The sequence below is a fragment of the Photobacterium sp. Ph5 genome (assembly GCF_022129445.1).
Classification (GTDB): Bacteria; Pseudomonadota; Gammaproteobacteria; order Enterobacterales; family Vibrionaceae; genus Photobacterium.
Genome location: NZ_JADQAQ010000018.1, coordinates 26,197 through 47,315, shown reverse-complemented (window position 1 = coordinate 47,315; position 21,119 = coordinate 26,197). Strand labels below are relative to the sequence as shown.

Genomic DNA, 21,119 nt, shown 5'->3' with positions numbered 1-21,119 from the left:
AATCATAAAATAAAGGATAAAAAACATGTCTAAAGCACGTTTTGCGATTTTACCTCTTGCACTTCTAATTTCTGGTGCAGTAAACGCAGCAACTGAAAACCCATTCTACGCTGGCGTTCGAGCTGGTGGTGTTCATTACGCTGATTTCGATGCAAAACAAGGTAATGGTCTTCACTTTAACCCTTCAGATCGTCAAGATTTCGATCGTGATGATTTCGCTGCAGGTCTATTTATGGGTTACAACGTAACTCCATGGTTTGCAATTGAAGGTGGTTACACTTGGTTAGGCGAAGTTACTCTTAAGCAAGACGACGATCACAACAATGGTAAAGTTGAACAACAAGCTATCGACCTAGTAGGTAAATTCACTTACCAAGCTACTGATAAGTTAGATCTTTACACTAAAGTTGGTGGTGCATGGCAGTTCTCTCGCTTCCACGATAAGTCAACTGGTCTTAAAGATCGTGATGACAGCCTAATTGCTACAGCTGGTCTAGGTGCTGAATACCACTTCACTGACAACCTATCTGCACGTGCTGAATACCAGCACTACCACAATATGGAAGTTGAGCCTGTTGATACTAAGTTTAACTGGGATGCTAACTACTACGGCGTTAGCCTAGTTTACGGTTGGGGCGCTCCAGCACCAGTAGTTGCACCAGTAGTTGAAGAAGTTGTTGAAGCAGCAACTGTTCAAGTTGAGCCAATCTCTGTAACAATGCCTTTCGCATTCGACAGCGACAGCCTAACTGCTGAAGACCAAGCACGTCTAGAGCCTATCGCTCAGCGTCTAGTTAACTTCCCTAACGCAGAACTAGTTGTTATCGGTCACACTGATAGTCGTGGTTCAGAAGCTTACAACCAGAAGCTTTCTGAAGAGCGTGCTAAGACTGTAGCTGTATACCTAATGAAGCACTTCAACATCGATGCAAGCCGTGTTAAAGGCGAAGGCCGTGGTGAGCTAGATCCAGTAGCTTCTAACGACACTGCTGAAGGTCGTGCTCAAAACCGTCGTGTAGATGTAACTACTCCTGGTTTTGAAATCCAAGCTGACGCTGCAGAATCTGTAGCTCAGTAATTAACTCTTTTGAGTTATAAAAAGCGCCGAAAGGCGCTTTTTTTATGTCTGCAATAAAAGTTGAAATGAATGTTAAACTGTTATTTTGCAGTAGGTTCATGGTATGAGAGTGATATGACTATTTGGAAAAAAGAATTTAACTTAACAAGCCTTAATAAAACATCAGAAAATACATTGATTCAACATTTAGGTATTACCTATTCAGCTTTTGACGAAGTTTCATTATCTGCAACAATGCCTGTTGATCACAGAACACATCAGCCATTAGGTATGCTACACGGTGGTGCTTCAGTCGTTTTGGCTGAAACGTTGGGGTCATTAGCTGCAAATTTGTGTGTTGGTGACGATAAATATTGTGTTGGGTTGGATATTAACGCAAATCATATTCGTGCGATAAGGGAGGGAGTTGTAATGGGTCGTGCTAGTGCCCTTCATTTAGGCGCAACAACACAAGTTTGGCAAATTGAAATTAAAGACGAAAGACAGCGCTTAATTTGTACGAGTCGATTAACAATGTCTGTCATTAATAATAAGAAGAAATAAGATAACGATGATAATAAATTTTGAACAAGGTCGAATTATCGCGACTCAACAAGAAGTAGTTGTGAGAATTGATGGTAATTGCAGAATTAATCTTCAAGCACAAGTTGATGAGCTAACACTTATTGCTGGCGCCAATGTTGTTAGTGCTGTTGGTAGCGGTATTAATTGGTCTATAAAGTTAGATTCGAATGAACAATTGCAACAACTTGCTAATGAAATAGGTATTGCGATTACTATTTATTAACCTTATTTTTTTTGTATTGAGTAAAGAATATTAAAATTATCTTTATGAACTAATTTATCTATGAATAACCTAGTTGAAATTATAAATATGGAATATTATTCTCATCGGAAAACATTTATCCTTAAATGGAATGTTTGAGTAATAATTGAACAATAATAAGAATTTCACATGTCTAAAAAATATATTGCATTACTACCGCTTGCATTAGTTGTATCAACCGCTGTATCTGCTGCTACTGTTAATCCTTTTTATGTTGGTGCACGACTAGGTGGTGCTCACTATTCAAATTTTCAACAGAACTATCAAGATATAACAGGCATTAATCTTAACAAAGATGATATCGCGGCTGGTGTATTTGCAGGTTACAACTTTACACCTTGGTTTGCGGTTGAAACGGGTTATACATGGTTAGGCGAAGCTAAGTTTGAAAACAATAAGATTAAGCAACATGCTATTGATCTTGCTGCTAAAATGACATGGAACCTGAATGATCAATGGGGCGTGTTTGGTAAGTTAGGTGGCAGTTACATGCTAGCTGATTTCCATGGTTATGGCCTTAAAGATCTTGATGATCATTTACTAGGTACTGCTGGTGTGGGTGTTGAGTATAAATTGACTAACCATTTATCTACCCGCTTAGAGTATCAGCTTTACCACGATATTCAGTCTAAGCCTCGTGACACGAATTTAGCTTATAATTTTGATACACAGTTCTATGGTTTGAGCCTTGTATATAGTTGGGGAGCTGCGCCTGCCGTTGTTGCACCAGTTGTTGATACAGCACCGCCAGTTCAAGCAGCAACAGTAACAGTAGAGCCTTCAACAGTTACGATTGCTTATGGTGTTGATGGTAAGCATTTAACGGAAGAAGATAAGCAACACCTTCAACCAATGATTCAACGTTTAACACGTTACCCTAGTGCAACAGCTGAAGTGACTGGTTATACATCAAATACTGGTAGTGCTGCTTATAATCAGAAATTATCTGAAAAGCGTGCTAAAAATGTAGCTGATTTACTTTCTCAATATGTTGCTGACGCTAGCCAAATTACAGCGAAAGGGATGGGTGAAGCAAATCCAATCGCTACTAATGATACCGCTAAAGGTCGAGCAGAAAATCGTCGTGTAGAGATTTACTCACCAGCATTAAAGATTGCCACAGAAGATGCCGCTGAGCGTCCAGATTGCTGCGCAATGGAAAATAACCTATAAATAAAAAAAGCGCCGAAAGGCGCTTTTTTTGATTCTATCTATTAGGTGTTAGGTGCGCAAATAGATTTTTTTCTTAAACAAAGCGCCATAATAATACCGAAAATAGCACCTTGAGTAATAATTGCTGAACCACCATAGCTAAAGAAAGGCAATGGGCTTCCCATAACCGGTAATACACCGCTCACCATACCAATATTAATAAAGCTATAAAGAAAGAAACTTAAAGCAAACGAGCCACTGACTAATCGTGCGAAGGTTGATTCTGACTGATTCGCCAGCCATAACACTCTAAAAGTCATAAACGTATAGATTGCTAAAATAGTAAAACTACCAATGTATCCCCATTCTTCTGCAAATGTTGAGAAAATAAAGTCAGTATGGCTCTCTGGAATGAAACCAAGGTGACCTTGTGTTGCATCCATCCAACCTTTGCCTGATATACCACCCGATCCAATCGCAATTTTGGATTGAATAATTTGATAACCAGAGCCTAATGGATCTGATTCAGGATTTAAAAATTGAAGAATACGTTTTTTCTGGTAGGTCTCCATCACGAAATACCACGCTAATGGAAGACTGACACCAATAATGGCTATCACAGATGAAATTAACTTCCATGACATACCCGCAAAATATAGAACAAATAGAGCGTACATTACAGTGAAGATAGCACCATCGAGATCAGGCTGAATAAAAATCAATCCAGCTGGAATCGCGGTTACTATCAAACAAATCATGATCTTTTTAATACTAGGTCGACCCGCATCACTGACAAGGATCCAAGCCATCATGATTGGGACTGCTATTTTTACAATTTCTGATGGTTGAAAACGTATTGGTCCTAATGCTAACCAGCGTTGTGAGCCATTGGTACTATCACCAAGAACAAACACACCAACAAGTAAAATAACAGTAATAAAAAACAAGTACGGAGCACTTCGTTCATAAGCTGCTGGTGAGATAGAAGACATGAACAATAAAGCCACTATTGCAATAGCCGCACGTATTAAATGACGTTCAATAATAGGAAGACTAAAACTACCGGCACTCCATACACTAAGAGAGCTAAATGTGATTAAAATTAAAATCGATATCAGCAGAGGAATATCGATATGAGGCCGAAATTTTTTCATCATATGCTTCACTGATTGACGCAGATTGCGTAGGTATTATAAATACCTGCCACTTTAGGTCACTTCTCGTTTGCTGCAAGATAAAAAGTGCAACGAAATGTAGCGCGAGCTGATTGTTTAACAAAGTGACCTTTATTCTAACTGATAACATAGTAAGTAAAGCCTGCTTATATGACTGACATACTACGTCTTTCGATTCAGGCTTAACTATTAATTGTTTAAATAGTGAGTAAACGCTGAGAAGTGAGATTATTACTCGTTATACTCGCAGTAAATCTATTGGGAGAGTCATATGGATCGTTATTACTGGGGTATAGATTTAGGCGGTACGAAAATCGAATGTATCGTGATAGATCGCGAAACTGAACAATCTATTATTCGTGAACGTATTGCGACAGAAAGTGCGAAAGGTTACAACCATATTCTAGAGCAAATAAAAATATTGATTGATCGCTGTGCAAAGCAATTAGGACATTATCCGAAAGCAGTGGGTTTTGGAACACCTGGTACGCTTGATCCGGTACATGGCGTAATGAAAAACTGCAATACGACGACATTAAATGGTCAGCCTCTTGATAAAGATCTTAATGAAAAACTGAATATTAAAGCAGTGATCGCTAATGACGCCAATTGCTTTGCTTTAGCAGAAACCCACTTTGGTGCTGTGAAACGACTAAAACCCAATGCACAAATTGTGTTCGGAATCATAATGGGAACAGGGGTTGGTTCTGGCATTGTTGTTGACGGAAAATGTTTATATGGTTGCCACGGTATTGCTGGTGAGTGGGGGCATAACGTACTTGAACCTGATGGCGCAGAGTGTTATTGCGGTAAGCAAGGTTGTGTGGAAACGGTTATTTCTGGAAAAGGATTAGAACGTTATTATTACGAACTATCATCGAAAGCGTTATCTTTACCTGATATCGTCGAACAAGCTAAGCAGAACAACCAGGACGCATTGAAAACAATAACGCGCTTACGTGAGTACTTTGGTTTAGCGGTAGCACGAATTATTAACGTACTTGATCCTGATATCATAGTGATAGGTGGTGGTGTCGGTAATATTGAAGCCTTATATCAAGATATAGAAACACAAATTTTACCACACTTGTTTAATCAAGAGCTTAATACCCTAATTGTAAAACCAGAGCTAGGGGATAGCGCTGGTGTGTATGGCGCCGCGGCTTTAGTAAAGAACATTAGCTAAACAAGAGATGTCCTAAAAGCTAAAAGCGCGATACTGGTTAAGAGTACCGCGCTTTTCTTTTAACTCGCCAGAACTTGAGGCTTGCGATGTAAACTTGCTACAAGCATGTAAATTGCCGTTGCAAGTAGAACAATGAAGAAGAAATCCATTATCCCATTTTGCTCTGCCATAAAACTGTTAGCGCCAATTGGACCAAGTGCTGAACCGATGCTGTAACTAAAAAGCATAACTTGTGTTGCGGCAACAATATATGATGAATCCAGGTTGTCGCACGCTAATGTAATTGCAATAGGGTAAAGCGCAAAAGCTGACATGCCTAACAGCGTTAATGCAGTGATCAGAACCACATAGTCAGATGATAGGTAAGTAATACCCATAGCAAAAACACCAAGCAACGACATTAAAGCAAGCAATAATGTTTTGCTCATTTTAATTGAAAGTTTGCTAATTACAGGTTGAATAACCATACCACCAAGAATAGTTGCAGCCATCAACACGCCGACTTGATCTGTTGTTAGAGAACTTTGTTTTAATGCTAAAGGCATTAAACCGTAGATGCTGCCCATTACAACACCTGAAGTCATACAACCAATAATCGCAGGCTTACTCAAACGTGCAATTTGCTTTATTGATAAGACTTGATGTGAATCACTGCTCGGTTGACCTTGTTTTATAAACAGAGGTGGTAAAATAGCGATTAACAACAGTACTAGAATAACGATAAAAGGAATAAAGCCTTTAACACCAAACATACCGACAGCTAATTGACCAACAGTAGTACCGCCATAGAGCGAGGTCATGTAAAAACCAAGACGTTTTGCTCGCTCTTTCGCGTTATCACCAATAAGTAGCCATGATTCAACAACAACGAAAATACCCGCAACCGCCATACCGGCAATTAGGCGTGCAAATAGCCATACTTCCTTATTTGGAAACATGGGCAAAATCGCAACAGTTGCTGCTAGCAAACCTAAAAAAGTAATAAAAGCCACACGGTGACCAATCTTCGCAATTATTGGCTCGATCATCATTGAGCCGATAAGAAGGCCAATGTAATAGATGCTTGCTAACCAACTCGCATAACTGCTATCGATTTTAAAATTTGCTAATGATAACGGGACCAAGCTCATTAGGTAGCCTGATGCGATAGCGAATACAGTTAGTCCAGCAACAGGCACGAAAATGCCGCCGCTTTTGCGACAAGTAGTGATGTCTTGCACTACCTTGGTCTCCAAGTGAAATGTTTGAAATAATCTGTCTTTATTTAAGGTAAATACGCTTAGAATACGAAAAACCAGAAATCAAGGAATGATCACTGGAGATAACAAGACAGAGCTGTTTAAAAAAGTGTTTTATTCGAAAACGCGGCGATTATTGACGCTAACCTAATATTAGTAAAATGAGAAAAACTAATGCGAAATGGGTCGTTTCATTATAATGAATAATACCAAAAAATAATCGTTAGAGTAGTGATAATTAAAATGAGCACAAAATCACACTTTTTCTTATTAATATATTTGTTTTGAAAGGATTAGAGCTGATTCTATTGATGTGGAGTAGGGAGGTAATTCAAATAATCGTTAGTGTTGTAATTGTTGCTATATATAAAAAAATGGCAAATGAAAGCTAATTTCCATCAAAATAATATAAAAAAAATTGTTTTCTAATGAAGAGTTTGGATTACATATACTAAAAAGCCACCTTCCAATAGTAATATGGCACTCTTGGACGATGGCTAGTTATATTTTGAAATCGATTAACGCTTATTTTTTAGGTAGCGCTTACGTCGTTCTTCTTTCTTTTTGATCTTTTGTTCTGCTTTGCGTTCCGCTTCTACTGCCACATTGATCAGCTCTTCAGTGATCATATCTGGATGCTCAAGAGTGATGTTACCCAGTGTACCGTTTCGCAATTCATTGATGAGAATGACAGAGGCTTTGTGTAGATCAACACGACCACCACCTTTTAAACAACCACGCTTGCGCCCAATCTCTTCCATTAGTTCAATTTCAGATTCAGGTAGGTCATCATCAAGGTTATAACGTGTTTTGATCATATCAGGGTAAGCTTTGATCAGGTATTCAATGGTGAAGAAAGCGACGTCGATATAATCCATCGCGGTATCTTTAATTGCACCCGTTGCAGCAAGGCGGAAACCACTGTGAGGATTTTCTACTTTTGGCCATAGAATTCCCGGCGTGTCAGAAAGCAGTACGCCGTTATCAAGGTTAATACGTTGCTGTTGACGTGTTACAGCGGGTTGGTTTCCCGTGATTGCGACAGTTCTGCCTGCAAGTGCATTGATAATGGTTGATTTACCAACGTTAGGAATACCCATGATCATAGTACGGATCTTTTTGCCTGCTTCTTCACGCTGAGGCGCAAGCTTGCGGCATAGTTCCATGATTTGATTAACTTCGTTTAAATTTTCAGTCGTAATTGCAATTGCTTTTACGCCTTGTTCTTTTTCTAGATGATCAATCCAAAGCTGGGTCATTTCAGGATCAGCCAAATCACGTTTGTTCAAAACTTTAACAACGGGTTTGCCATTGTTAGTTTGACGGAACGATTTGATCAGTGGGTTTTCACTACTAAATGGGATACGAGCATCTAAAACTTCGATGATCACATCAACTTTCGGCATTGCCTCTTCAATTTCTTTGCGGGCTTTGTGCATGTGCCCTGGAAACCACTGGATACTTTGACTACTCATTTGATTTATATACTCTATATTTTTTCTAGGTGTCCCTTGGGGTACTACCAGAGCTACTTAAAATGATTACAAGCGAGTGCTGTAGGATTAGTTACATGAATACTTTACTCACTTGCGTTAAAACTTGATGCTAAGTTTATCATAACTAGGTTGGGATGCCTCGTTACTCCTTAAGCAAGTATTATTAAATTAAACACTCACATTAATAAAATGCGAGTGTTTGTAATGATTTCTGTTTAATTACTTTGTTTGGTGTTGAATTGCTGTAACAAAGAGATCTACTTCTTTAGCTAATAACAGCAACAAAGTATGGTTATCCAGTTTATATATATCATTTTCAATATAGATGAAAGATTGATAAATCAATTTTTCTTGCTTTGATATATGTTTAAAGAGTTCTGTGTGGTTATGTGATTTTTTAAGTGTTTTATCTAACTCTTTTAGAGAAGCAATGACACTATCAAGATCGCTATTAAGTGTTGAGTTTAATAATAATGACTGTTTGTTTTCATTCAGTTGAGTCAATATACGTAAGATAATGTTAGAGCTGCGGCTACATAATAGAATGTGCTCACCCGTTTGTGACTTTCTATGCGGTTCACCTAAATAGCCCATCCAATGATCAAATAGGTTAGTATCGTTAACCACGCAATCTTGATAGTGACGTTGTAACTGAATCGCGGTGCAATCGGATTTATTTGTTAGGTATAATTTTAAAGAAACAAGATAATCAATATAACCTGTTGTCGTTGTTGTTAGTTGAGTGGGGAATGATTTCTTTTTCCAACCCGGTGATAAGATAAATACAAATAACAAAGGTAAGAAAACACCCAGTACAGTATTGTCGAGGCGAGGTAGAAGAATGTTATCGCCTTGCCCGTTTAGAGAGAAACCAGCGAACACAAATAGGGTAACGCAGAATACCGCAACGCCGTAATGACGTGCAGAGGTATGGAAAAATAGTATAACACCGATACAAAATATGAATGGAAGAATGTCAGTGGATACTTGGAAGTGTAGTAAAGCACCAACAACAATTAAACCACAAATGGTACCTGTTAATCGTTGCAGTAATCGTGTCCATGTCATTGATAAATTTGGACGTAATACCAATAAGCTGGTCATAAGAGTCCAAAAACCAAAGTCTAAATTTAACGATCTAACAATGATTAAGCCTGTTGCTAAACTTAACGTTCCGCGAAGAGCATGCCGGAAATAACTCGATTTTAACGTCATTTGACTGGTTAACTTAGAGGCTAACTCTTGCCATTTCCACGACACAACAATAGGTTTAATAATACCAGTGCTCAATGTCTGATTGGTTTGTTGGCTTAACTGCTGAAGTGTTAAGTAGATAATATCTAGTTTATTAATATAAGAAAGCGCAGCCAGTGCTTCTTCTCGTATATTTTCTTGTATTGTATATTGGCGTAATTCTTCAAAGTCGATAATTGGAACGTCTAGACGATGAACATTATCAACAGTTACTTTTTCGAGATATTGGCTTATCTTTAACGTCGATTGGTGAATCTTGTCTAACCATTCAGGACAAGTCTGTCGTAGATTCGAAGTAGGAATAAAATAAAGCAAACGTGTTTGTTCGTTAACACGTTCAGCAACTTTTAAAAAACGGTAAATATCTTGCAGTGTTGCGCTATCTTCACCTGCTGTAAATTGCTGATGAATACGCCCTTCTAAGGTGTGTGACAGTCCTGCAATTTTTGACCGTAATTGTGCTGATTTAATAAATAATTCGTTGTTATCAGACGAAAATATAAAGCCATGATCATGTGTTATTAGCTTTTTAGCCATAGCTTGATATAAATCCGATAGAATGTCTTTCGATTCTTGGTTCGGAAGAAAATAGATAGCTAAAACTTGCCAAAAAATGTACCACAATGCGCCACACGTTAACCATAAAGGAACGAGCCAAATAGGTCTACCATCTAAATGCAGTAGCATGGCGTATATAGCGAGTAATATAGAGGCAAAACCGATTGCACCAAGTCTTGGGCTTAAAACGGCCAACATAAATAAGGTAAAACTAACAACAGTTAGGCTAATAACAAATAAGACAGAATGTGGAAAAACGGCTTCAGTACCTAAACTAATAAGAAAGAAAAGAGGGATAGCGATTAAAAAATCAAGAATGCGGTATTTTGTTACACTTGACGTATCAGCAAAGCCACAGCTAATACTTCCTAATGAAAATGCAATACCCATGGTTACATGATCCATAAGGAACAGAGGCACAGAGCAAGTAATGAAGCTAAACGCTGCTATATTGGTTCTAAAGTTGAGTAACGTTCGTAACGTAGGGTAACGCAGAAGTAAATTGGATAAGTTCATAATGTATTAAATATCATCGTTTGTGCGATTTGCTGTGTTAATCATAATCTCTTTTTTTAAAGAGTGAAGGTTTTATTTGTATGAGGTATGGGGCTACATGCTTAGTGGGGTTTATTATTCTCTATTTGTGGGTAAGGATTCTATTCTGTGATTTAAAAAGACTAAATAGAATTAGATAAATTAAGACTAATATACTGTATGTAATGTTAATGAAGACTTAATAGCTGCTAAATATCACATATCACCTAAATTAATAATATATATAATTATTTAAAGCATAATTATTAATTTAAAATAGAATATCTAAATGTTAATACATAGGATTGAATAAATAACAATTGTAAATTAACATTATGATTTATAGTGTTTTTTTAATCACTTATCATTTTTAATAAATATATTAATAAAGTTATTGATATATTTAATTAATACTGTTTATCATGCGATAAATAAAAAAGAATACAAACAACATGGAGATAGTTGTTGATGTTTTTACTCAAAAATATATCAATAAAGCTGCAATTAGTTATTCCTGTTATATTTATGGCTGTTTTATTATTTGTTGCACTAATGCTAGGGAGAAATAACCTTGTAGAAAGTGTTGATAAAATGAATGTAACGACACAGTTAGTCGTTGAAGCTAAAGATAGTACCGCAAGTTTAATTAGCAATAGTTACGCAATGCGAGTAAGTGCAATTTATGCACTTTATGATAAAGATTTATTATCGCGTTTATCGAAGTCTCTTGATAGTAGCGAGTTAAGTAATAAAAAAGCGATTGTAAACCTTCAAAAAATACCTGAAATAAATCAAGAATTAGAAGCATTTCGAACATTAATGATCAGCTATATTAGCTTTAGCCGTGACACGATGTTAGAGGTGCTTGATCTTAGGCATTCAGGCCAAATCAGCGACTCTGAATATCAAAAATATATTGTTAAATATCGCCAATTAGGTGATGACATGATTTCAGCAATTGATGCGTTGGATAAGCGTGTAAATTTAACCGCAGATGCTTATATTGCGCAGCAAAAGAAAGAGCATGGACAAACAATAAATGCGATTGGATATGAATTTATCATTACATTGATAATTGCCATTGTTATTTGCTTGGTTATTGGTTCACTTATCGTTAAGCCAATTACTATTTTGCAACGAGCAATGCAGAAAATAGCAGAAGGTAATTTGCAAGATGAAATTGCAGTTGACGGCACTAATGAAGTGGGTGAATTGGCACGTAATCTCAATCGCATGATTGTTAAATTGCGTTCAACAGTGGCGGTATTAAATGATGTTGGTCGTAATGTTGCAGCTTCATCGACTGAATTATCAATTGTGATGAAAGATTCAGAGACTCATGCAAATAGCCAAGTGATTGAAATTGAGCAAGTTGTAACAGCAATTGATCAGTTAACTACAACGGCACAAGAAGTAACACAAGCTGCACAAAAATCTGATGAAAATTCAAAAAGTGCCAGTGAGTTGGCTAATAAGAGCCTTGATTTGTTTTCTAACAACCAACAAGCAAATGAAGAAATGGCAGCTTCATTAGTAGAAGCTGCTGATGTTGTTGCACAGCTAAAAGTACAATCGGCACAAATTAGTCAAGTTATTGACTCGATACAAGGGATATCGGAACAAACAAACTTGCTTGCACTCAATGCGGCGATAGAAGCCGCTCGCGCTGGAGAAAGTGGTCGTGGATTTGCAGTCGTAGCTGATGAAGTACGTCAGTTAGCAGCTAGAACACAAGCATCAACAAAAGAGACACAGCAGATTATAGAGCGCCTACAAGAGCAATCGACTTCAGCAAATGAACGTATGCAATCAGCTATTAATACATTAGAAAGTAATAAATTAGTTGCCTCTCAAGCAAATGAAGCGCTAGAAGGGATCACTGCCGCTATTTCAATGAATAGTGATATGAATACACATGTTTCAACAGCTTCTGAAGAGCAGTTACAAGTAACAATGGATATCAGTAATAGTATTGAGAATATTCATCATATTATTCAACAAAACGCATCAGGATTAAGTCAATGCACTGTAGCGAGTGAAGAGTTATCTGATCTTGCTGAAAAGCAAAGCGAACAGTTGAAATACTTTACTTGTTAACAATTGATAATCAGTTATAAATAATAGCTTTCTAGAAGTCTTAGCACGAATGTAGATATTGTTTCTTAAATTAATAGGTAGCATACGTACTAAGACTTCTAGCCATTATTTCGTTTTGTTGGAGTGCTTTGTCGAGCTAGGTTAATTTCTTCTACACGTTGTAATAGATAGTCTTTGAAATTAGCGCATCGTACAGGCATATACTTTCGTGGTTTATAATACAAACTAAGCTCAAATTCACTGCTAATGTAGTTATTTAATACCGTTACTAACCGATCTTCTTGAAGATCTTGTTTAATTAAACTGTACGGTAAATACGCGATACCACCACCGGCTAAGGCAATGTTTTTTAAAATATCACTATCATCTACTTCTACCGATCTTGGTATTTGAACCGAGTTGTATTCACCATTTTGTTCAAAGATCCATTTATTACCACCGACTAATGTTGTTGCAAATAAGCACAAATGTTTTTTAAGATCATGGGGTATTATCGGTTCACCATACCGCTGAATATAAGTGGGTGAGCAGCAGGCTTTTAAAGGTTCGCTGAAAAGGGAACGTTTTACTAGTAAACTGTCTTTGTCTTGAAAACCACGGTATATCGCGTTTGCTCTAATGGCAAAATCGACATCGTGAACATTATCTACTTCAAACGCTGTTTCGATCACAATAAAATTGATAGTAGGGTTGTCACTAATATATTCACCAATAATTTTACTAAGAAAATGCTTAGCAAACAAAGGTGTACTTGCAATTTTTATCGTGCCGATATCATCATTACCCAAATTTTGTATTTCGTTGATAACATCGGTTATTTGGTTATTGATGTGACTAAACTGTTTAAACAGCAAGCGCCCAGCCTGTGTTGGTGTGATTTTTCGTGTGGTACGTTTAACAAGGCTGACCCCCATATTTTCTTCAAGCTCTGTGAGCCAGCGGCTACCTGCAGATGGCGATATGCCATATTGCTTTGCAGCATCAGTGACAGAATTGCAACGTACGACATGAAGAAAAAAAACAATTTTGTCTAACATTCGCATTCCTTGCATTATAAATAAAGTTCAGGAGTACCAAGTGTAAATAGTAACGTTATAGCCAATGATTTAAAGCTATCTGCAGGGTAATTTTGTCATTTTCTTATTTGTGGAACGTTATTTGATTATATGAAAGAGTGAATTGCTTTAATGCAACTGCACGCTAAGAGCTGATTATCTATTATTATGTTAAGCCGTAAAGATTAGAGCTTATGTATTGGGTGTAATAATAAGTATATAGAGTAAATATGTATTTTTAAGAGGGGTAGTAAAAATGCTAACGGATAAGGTTTGCCTTGTAACTGGTGGTGCTCAAGGTATTGGTCGCTGTATTGTCGAAACCTTTGCTAACCAAGACGCAAAGCATGTATTTGTTTGTGATATGAATTTTGGCGCCATGGCCGATTTAGAGCAACAATTTCCTAACGTAACTGCACTCGAATTAAATGTATGCGATAGAGCTAATGTATCAGAAGCGATCACAAAAATCGCACAACAGTATGGAACCATTGATGTATTAGTAAATAACGCAGGGATTACACGAGATAATTTAATTGAAAATATGTCAGAGAATGATTGGGATCTTGTTATAGATGTCAATTTGAAAGGCGTGTTTAATATGACACAAGCCATCGCTCCTTTAATGATGGCATCAGGCTCAGGATCGATCATCACAATGTCATCGGTGGTTGGTACTGATGGTAATATAGGTCAAACTAATTATGCAGCGACAAAAGCTGGTGTGATTGCAATGACAAAATCATGGTCGAAAGAGTTTGCACGTAAAGGGGCAAAAGTGCGTGCTAATTGCGTTGCCCCTGGTTTTATTGAAACGCCTATGACCGTCGACCTACCCGAAAAAGTGATTGATTTTATGGTTTCAAAAACACCATTAAAACGTATGGGGCTGGCGCAAGATATCGCAAATGGCGTGCTCTTTTTAGCGAGTGATCATTCGAGCTTTATTACAGGTCAAACATTGAAAGTCGATGGCGGACTAGTAATATAAGACAAGAATAATTCGCCTTCCTAGCTATATTCATTAGTGAAGGCGATTTATCTTATCATGCTGTGAATCAATGAATAAGTTAAGTACTGAATGTCAGAAGTTAAATAAACTTTAGATCAAATCCGTTCAACTTTTGCTCAAGCGGCGTGTTTAAATAACAATCAATATCAGTGGTATCGTTCAGTTTTCGTGCTGAACTGTCAGGATTGTGAAAAATATTAAGACTTTGCTATTGTTTTCAATGCTTTCTACTTGAAAAGCATTAAACTGCGTCGACTTATGCCATTAGGAATGCTGTAGTGGTCGCATTTTTTATACACAATATAGGTGTTGAGAGCCTAGTTCTATTGATTCTTGCTGCTATTTTATTGTTTTATTCAATGCAGAAAGAAAAAATTTGGTTAAGCCGTTTAGCCCTTATATTAATGGTCTGTGGTGGTGCTGCTTTGGTGAATAAACAATACCAAGAGTATCAGTCTTTTTCTGAGCAATTAAATATAAAGCATAATTATAGTGGATTTGTTGATATTCCATAAACGTGTTAGCACATTGTCGCGATGGTGACTTGGTTTGATTTAAAGAGTGCATAAATAGACATGCCGACACGGAGACTCTCTTCTATCAGATCTTGATTATCCACTAACGCACAGACAGTAATTGCATCATTCAATGCTATAGCGATCTCGGTTGATTTCATATCTTGTTGGATCGACGTTATCGTTCCTAATAATTGGTTATCAAAGCGATCGCGTTTACCGTGGATCATATTTTCTTCGCTACATACTGTAATAGCAGGACCTTTAATCAGTGCTACAACATCTTTGTTTTTTACCAATTGCAGTTTTACTGTACTGCCATGGGTGATCGTGGCATAAATATGATGGGTATCGGTAATCGTAATTGTAACTAAGTCATGTAGGCTATGGCGTTCAATTGTGTTGATATGTCCGAAGAACTGATTTCTAGCACTGGTCTGTAATGAAAAGCGAGACATAACACCAAGTAAACTATCTAATGGTGCGTTTTCATCATTTAAAGCTTTTAGACCCATATCTTGAATTTGATTGAGTAATTCATACATTTGAACCAAACGTAGACCAAATCTTGTTAACTCAGCGCCACCGCCACCTTTACCGCCTTTTTCACTTGTTACAAGTGCAGAGTCAGCAAGAATATTCATATCTTTAACGGCATCGAAAGCCGCTTTATAACTGATACCAGCAAGTTTGGCTCCTTTGCTTATCGAGCCTGTTTGGTGGATTGCATTGAGTAGAGCAATACGACGAGGATTGGCGAAAATCTTATTTTCAATGAGAAGAGTAGAGATTGCGGTAAGGTTCATAACAGTAATTTAGTCTTATTTTTTTCTATCTTAGCGCAGTTTACTCAGTAGGTATAATTTAAATATATAAGTAACCTTTTGTATTTATTATGATATTACTGTTTTATGTGCAGTAAAGTTATTGAATAATCAAAAGATTAGCTATAATGCTGTTGGTTTTTTGAACTGTCCGTACCCACAATGAATGAGTACAGACAGCGTACTAATCCAACGTGAAAGGATTACGTTTTGCAATATGATCAGTAAGATTACTGATTGATTCACAGCAACATTGTTCCATCACTTGTTGTAGTTGTTTTTTCAACATATTAATAGTGTGGTGACCACCGTTATGGCCCAATGCACCAACACCATACATAAAACTACGACCAAGGAAGGCAAACTCAATCCCTGTTGAGAGTGTACGAGCAATATCAGCCCCGTCACGAATACCACTGTCCATCATAATCGTAATTTGACCTTTGCATTTATCCATTATTTCAATGGACTTACTGATAGTCGATGGTCCAGCATCTAATTGTCGGCCACCATGGTTTGAGATAATGATGCCGTCTAAACCAAGCGCAATGGCTTTTTGACTGTCTTCAACGGTAGATAAGCCTTTTAATACCAGGTTACCTTTCCACTTGTCACGTAAACGTGCGACTTTGTCTTCACTTAACCGACCATTAAAGGTTTTATCCATGAATAATGCGAGATGGTGCATGTCCATCGAGCCTGACATATATTTGGACAAAGTTTCGAACTGAGGCTGTCCTTTTTTCAACGTGGCTAATGCCCATTTGGGTGACAATATTATTTCGACAATATTTTGCCATGTCATTTTGGGCGGCATAGCTAAACCATTACGAATTTCTTTAGGGCGATAAGCAAAAGTAGGAACATCAGAAAGCAATACTAATGTTTTGATACCACTGTCTTCACAGCGTTTAAGTAAATCATCTGTAATCTTGTCATCAACAGGGTGATAGAGTTGGAACCATGCTTTACCTTCTGTGATATCGGCAATCTTCTCAATCGGAGAGGTTGAAACAGTACTAAGAATAAAAGGTACATTTTGCTCAAAAGCGGCTTGTGCCAATATTTCAGGCGCATTTGGCCAAATCAAACCTTGTAAACCCACAGGGCTGATACCAAATGGCGCATCATACGTTTCGCCAAACAGAGTTGCTTTTAAAGAAATCGAATTGTAATCACGAAGATAATAGGGGATTAGCTCAATTTGGCGAATATCATGAGTATTGCGTTTGAGTCCCATTTCAATGTTGCAGCCGCCATCGACATATTCAAAGGCAAACTTAGGTAAGTTGAATTTCGCTTTACGGCGAAGGTACTCAACATCAGGGTAATGGGTATTAAAATAATCCTTCATTTTTATTATCTCATTTTGACAAGTGCAAATAACATAGATCAATTGAATTGATTATGAACGTGATATTTACAATATCTAAAAAACAAAAAATGGAATAAATAAAAATAGTTAACAGTGTTTCCTTTTTTATATTTTCTTGTAAAGAGAAGCTTATTTATTATCGTGAATAGATTACTCAATAATGGTAATTGATTTTGGAATTAAACGGATATAAAAAAATGAAAATAGAGGATTAATATAGATAAAAATTATATTAATCAGAGTCGAAAGGGAACCGAATGAAACAGACAATCGCGCGTTATATCACTCGTTTTTTAGCACAAGCGGGTGTGGAACGGATCTGGGGTGTGACAGGGGATTCATTAAATGGGATCAGCGATAGTATTCGAGCGGAAGGTAAAATCCGCTGGATGGGAACCCGACACGAAGAAGTGGCCGCTTTTGCTGCAGGTGCAGAAGCGGAGCTCACAGGTAAATTAGCTGTTTGTGCTGGTTCTTGTGGTCCTGGTAATATGCATCTTATTAACGGGCTTTATAACTGTTATAGAAATCGCGTTCCCGTATTAGCTATTGCTTCTGATATCCCTTCTTCTGAAGTGGGCAGCCATTATTTTCAAGAAACGGATCCAAAAGCATTGTATAAAGAATGCAGTGTATTTTGTGAAACCTTAACCCATCCAGAACAAATGCCACAATTGCTTGAAACGGCAATGCGACAAGCCATTTTAAAGCAGGGTGTTAGTGTCATTGTATTACCCGGTGATATTGCACTGCAAAATATGCCAAATAATGCTGATTTAAAACGTTGGCAACAGCCATTATTACCTGTTATTGCACCCGAAACGACATTAGTTACTGCAGCAGCAGAGATGCTACAGCATAGTACTAAGTGTGTAATTATGGCGGGTGCTGGTTGTAAATTTGCTCATGATGAAGTGGTTGCACTTGCGAAGACACTTAAAGCGCCGATTGTTCATGCATTACGTGGTAAAGAATATTTAGAGCATCATAACCCCTATGATATTGGTATGACGGGGTTAATTGGTTTTTCATCGGGCTATCATGCGTTAGAGCAGGCCGATACGGTAATTTTATTAGGAACAGGTTTTCCTTTCCGCGCATTCTATCCCGCTAAAGCAAAAATTATTCAAATTGATATCGATCCGGCGAGTATTGGTCGTCATACGCAAGTTGATCTCGGTATCGTGGCTGATGTAAAAGTCTTTGTTGAACAACTATTAGCGCAGTTAACAGAGAAAACTGACGAAGATTTCCTTAATACATGTTTGGCGCATTATAAAAAAACGCGAAAAGATTTTGATGTGTTAACTCAAGTAAAACAGGGTAAAACATTGATCCACCCTCAAACATTGAATAAATTAATAAGCGAAAAAGCAGCAGAAGATGCCATCTTTACTTGTGATGTTGGTACACCAACATTGTGGGCTGCACGCTATTTGCAACTAAATGGTCAACGTCGATTAATTGGCTCTTTCTCTCATGGTTCAATGGCAAATGCAATGGCACAAGCTATCGGTATTCAAGCCGCAGCGCCTGAGCGTCAAGTGATCGCAATGTGTGGTGATGGCGGTTTCTCTATGTTAATGGGGGACTTATTAACCCTTAAACCCTATAAGTTGCCTTTAAAAATTGTGGTACTCAATAATAGTTCATTAGGCTTTGTTGCGATGGAAATGAAAGCAGCAGGATTACTGTCAGATTCAACTGATTTAGTCAATCCAAGTTTTGCTGCTATTGCTGAAGCATGTGGTATTACAGGTATTAAAGTCGATGATGTGACTAAACTACCTGAAGCAATTGATGAATTGTTAGCAACAGAAGGGCCTGCATTGTTAGAAGTCATTTCAAATAAAGAAGAATTAATGATGCCACCGACTATCGAACTTAAACAAGCTGCTGGGTTTGGATTATATATGCTAAAAGCAATGTTTAATAAGCACGGAAACCAATTAATCGATGTTGTAAAAAGCGATGCATTACGTGATTAATCAATCGTCTAAACGTTAGTTACAATAAAAACCTTGTTCTTTTCTGGCTTATTTTAAATAAGAGAGTAAACGCAAGGTTTTATTTTGTGCTTACTCTTAAGAGAATTATCAATCAATGGTTTCAAAGTAGAATTTGTAGTCACGAACCCCTTCTATTTGAACGCCTTTCTCTCTTAATTCCAGAAACTGTTTGAGTTTAATTGTTCTAAAATCCATTGCTTTAAGCGCAAGAATGATTCGTAGATCATCCATTGAACGAGATTTAGCTTCAGAGCTACATGTACCGCAAACAACATGCGTTTTTTGTTTAAAGCCTACCTTATTCAGCCAGTTTAGCTCTTTGGGATCTTTACGAGTGCCACAAAAGTAACAGCAATTGTCTTGTTTTAGTGCGGCTTCTTCCCTCAATGCTTTAGGGCTAGGTGATGTGGTGGGTAAAGTCGCGCTATTTTTCTTATTACCACTGAATGCAGAGAACTGAACGACATTAGACATTTTGATTGCTCTTACTCATTAAGGAAAATTTATTAAAATTGAACATGATTTTAACGTACCTGTATATCCTATTTCTTGTGCATTCAGTTAGTCAAATATTCATAAAGTAACTAATGAGGTTCAAAGTACGGTCATCGCAATGAAGAAGCAAGCTAGAGAATACTGGTTCACTTTTTGAACAAAGCTCAGTGCTTATATCAAGATAAGGATACACGGCGCGTAAACCACACAGTTCCCGAAAATGTTGTTTAAGATCTTTTTGGTTAATGTATAAGGTGATTTATCAAGTGGATACATAATGCGAGGCAACGCACGACTATAAACATCAATCGTGGCAGGGTGTTTACCATGCAATACGAGATAAGTAAGTTGTTGTTCATAAAATACGCTGAGTGATATTGTTACTTCCACTATTACTCGCCATTTAGTAAGGCGTTAAATCAAAGGATGGTTTATGTCTATAGTAACGGGTACTGCACTATTTCTTGCGATGCTTCTATCTGCGGCTATTCCAGGACCAAGTGTGCTCGCTGTTATATCGAGATCTCTTACTTATGGTTGGAAACAAGGCTTATTAGTTGTGCTCGGAGTGGTACTGGCTGATTACATCTTTATCTTTCTAGCTTTGTCGGGTTTATCTGTGGTTGCAAACGTTATGGGTGAGTTTGCGATAGTCATAAAATATGTAGGAATTACCTATCTCTTTTGGTTGGCTTATGTCACATGGACTTCTGATGTTTCTATAACATCAACACGAGCTCCTGATAAAGGGATAAAAACTTCAAGTGTTGCTGTTGGTATGTTAATGACTTTATCAAACCCCAAAGCGATATTGTTTTATATGGGGTTCTTTCCCGCGTTTATAGATCTACAGTCAACTTCACTGTCAGACGTTATTATTATTTTTATGATTTCGACGATATCTGTTGGTGGGACACTAAGTCTCTATGCTTGTATTACGTCAAGGGTAAGTTTTGTATTTGAGGGAAAGAAAGTGAAGACGTTACTTAACAAGTTCTCTGGCGGTTTTTTAGCAACCTGTGGGGTTTTGTTGGCAACAAAGGCTTAAAGTAGCGGATACCTATCTAACATGTTTGAAGTCCAAAAGATCTTAAGTAAGTAATCAGTGCCAATAGCAATAAGAGTTACGCTATAAGTAAGCACTACAAAGCTGATAGGTTAGGGGTAAGGCTAATATTTATTGTTAGATAAAATAAAACCTTACGTCTGAATAACTTATTTGAACAAGTAAACAGTCGCA

The 21,119-nt window shown here is 37.4% G+C and carries 18 protein-coding genes; 10 read left to right on the top strand and 8 right to left on the bottom strand.

Translation table 11 applies throughout. The annotated features are described in order from the left end of the window. The first annotated feature begins 25 nt into the window (after nt 1-25). The 4 genes from I3259_RS09110 (at nt 26) to I3259_RS09095 (ending at nt 3,077) form a co-directional block, all read left to right on the top strand. Nucleotides 26-1,078, top strand: coding sequence for an OmpA family protein (locus I3259_RS09110; protein ID WP_238029330.1), 1,053 nt, complete (start codon nt 26-28; stop codon nt 1,076-1,078). Nucleotides 1,079-1,192: 114 nt separating this feature from the next. Then, nucleotides 1,193-1,621, top strand: a complete 429-nt coding sequence (locus tag I3259_RS09105) for a hotdog fold thioesterase (protein WP_238029329.1) — start codon at nt 1,193-1,195, stop codon at nt 1,619-1,621. A 7-nt stretch (nt 1,622-1,628) separates the two neighbouring features. Beyond that, nucleotides 1,629-1,865 (top strand): DUF3389 domain-containing protein, encoded by a 237-nt coding sequence (locus I3259_RS09100; protein ID WP_238029328.1) that lies wholly within the window; start codon nt 1,629-1,631, stop codon nt 1,863-1,865. Between the two features lie 168 nt (nt 1,866-2,033). Then, nucleotides 2,034-3,077 carry an outer membrane beta-barrel protein gene (locus I3259_RS09095; protein WP_238029327.1) on the top strand — a complete coding sequence of 348 codons (1,044 nt, stop codon included), beginning with the start codon at nt 2,034-2,036 and terminating at the stop codon, nt 3,075-3,077. A gap of 41 nt (nt 3,078-3,118) precedes the next feature. Here I3259_RS09095 and rodA read toward each other — a convergent pair whose 3' ends face one another. After that, a complete protein-coding gene (gene rodA / locus I3259_RS09090; RefSeq protein WP_238029326.1) occupies nt 3,119-4,210 on the bottom strand; it encodes a rod shape-determining protein RodA in 1,092 nt (363 codons plus the stop codon). 292 nt (nt 4,211-4,502) lie between these two features. Here rodA and I3259_RS09085 point away from each other — a divergent pair, with 292 nt between their 5' ends. Beyond that, nucleotides 4,503-5,417 carry an ROK family protein gene (locus I3259_RS09085; RefSeq protein WP_238029325.1) on the top strand — a complete coding sequence of 305 codons (915 nt, stop codon included), beginning with the start codon at nt 4,503-4,505 and terminating at the stop codon, nt 5,415-5,417. Between the two features lie 59 nt (nt 5,418-5,476). On the opposite strand, the gene I3259_RS09080 is transcribed toward I3259_RS09085, so the two are convergent. The 3 genes from I3259_RS09080 to I3259_RS09070 form a co-directional block, all read right to left on the bottom strand. Then, complete coding sequence (locus I3259_RS09080; protein ID WP_238029324.1) at nt 5,477-6,637, bottom strand: MFS transporter; 1,161 nt, start codon at nt 6,635-6,637, stop codon at nt 5,477-5,479. A 536-nt stretch (nt 6,638-7,173) separates the two neighbouring features. Next, nucleotides 7,174-8,130, bottom strand: coding sequence for a ribosome biogenesis GTPase YlqF (gene ylqF, locus I3259_RS09075; protein WP_238029323.1), 957 nt, complete (start codon nt 8,128-8,130; stop codon nt 7,174-7,176). A gap of 240 nt (nt 8,131-8,370) precedes the next feature. Beyond that, nucleotides 8,371-10,479 (bottom strand): FUSC family membrane protein, encoded by a 2,109-nt coding sequence (locus tag I3259_RS09070; RefSeq protein ID WP_238029322.1) that lies wholly within the window; start codon nt 10,477-10,479, stop codon nt 8,371-8,373. A 543-nt stretch (nt 10,480-11,022) separates the two neighbouring features. On the opposite strand from I3259_RS09070, the gene I3259_RS09065 reads away from it, so the two are divergent. Beyond that, complete coding sequence (locus I3259_RS09065) at nt 11,023-12,594, top strand: methyl-accepting chemotaxis protein (RefSeq protein ID WP_238029321.1); 1,572 nt, start codon at nt 11,023-11,025, stop codon at nt 12,592-12,594. Between the two features lie 98 nt (nt 12,595-12,692). On the opposite strand, the gene I3259_RS09060 is transcribed toward I3259_RS09065, so the two are convergent. Next, nucleotides 12,693-13,631, bottom strand: a complete 939-nt coding sequence (locus I3259_RS09060) for a LysR family transcriptional regulator (protein WP_238029320.1) — start codon at nt 13,629-13,631, stop codon at nt 12,693-12,695. Between the two features lie 274 nt (nt 13,632-13,905). On the opposite strand from I3259_RS09060, the gene I3259_RS09055 reads away from it, so the two are divergent. Continuing rightward, nucleotides 13,906-14,640, top strand: coding sequence for a beta-ketoacyl-ACP reductase (locus I3259_RS09055; RefSeq protein WP_238029319.1), 735 nt, complete (start codon nt 13,906-13,908; stop codon nt 14,638-14,640). Nucleotides 14,641-14,939: 299 nt separating this feature from the next. After that, nucleotides 14,940-15,176: a hypothetical protein gene (locus I3259_RS09050; RefSeq protein ID WP_238029318.1), complete on the top strand. Its 237-nt coding sequence runs from the start codon at nt 14,940-14,942 to the stop codon at nt 15,174-15,176. Nucleotides 15,177-15,181: 5 nt separating this feature from the next. On the opposite strand, the gene I3259_RS09045 is transcribed toward I3259_RS09050, so the two are convergent. Together I3259_RS09045 and I3259_RS09040 are read right to left on the bottom strand one after the other, a co-directional pair. Further along, on the bottom strand, nt 15,182-15,982 hold the full coding sequence (locus tag I3259_RS09045; RefSeq protein ID WP_238029317.1) for a TOBE domain-containing protein: 801 nt from the start codon (nt 15,980-15,982) through the stop codon (nt 15,182-15,184). Nucleotides 15,983-16,184: 202 nt separating this feature from the next. Further along, entirely contained in the window at nt 16,185-17,354 is a 1,170-nt protein-coding gene (locus I3259_RS09040) for an alpha-hydroxy acid oxidase (RefSeq protein WP_238029316.1), read from the bottom strand. 278 nt (nt 17,355-17,632) lie between these two features. On the opposite strand from I3259_RS09040, the gene poxB reads away from it, so the two are divergent. Beyond that, nucleotides 17,633-19,363: a ubiquinone-dependent pyruvate dehydrogenase gene (poxB, locus tag I3259_RS09035; protein WP_238029315.1), complete on the top strand. Its 1,731-nt coding sequence runs from the start codon at nt 17,633-17,635 to the stop codon at nt 19,361-19,363. Nucleotides 19,364-19,471: 108 nt separating this feature from the next. On the opposite strand, the gene I3259_RS09030 is transcribed toward poxB, so the two are convergent. Continuing rightward, complete coding sequence (locus I3259_RS09030) at nt 19,472-19,858, bottom strand: hypothetical protein (RefSeq protein WP_238029314.1); 387 nt, start codon at nt 19,856-19,858, stop codon at nt 19,472-19,474. A gap of 454 nt (nt 19,859-20,312) precedes the next feature. Between I3259_RS09030 and I3259_RS09025 the strand changes: the two genes are divergently transcribed. After that, complete coding sequence (locus I3259_RS09025) at nt 20,313-20,927, top strand: LysE family translocator (protein WP_238029313.1); 615 nt, start codon at nt 20,313-20,315, stop codon at nt 20,925-20,927. The last annotated feature ends 192 nt before the right edge of the window (nt 20,928-21,119 follow it).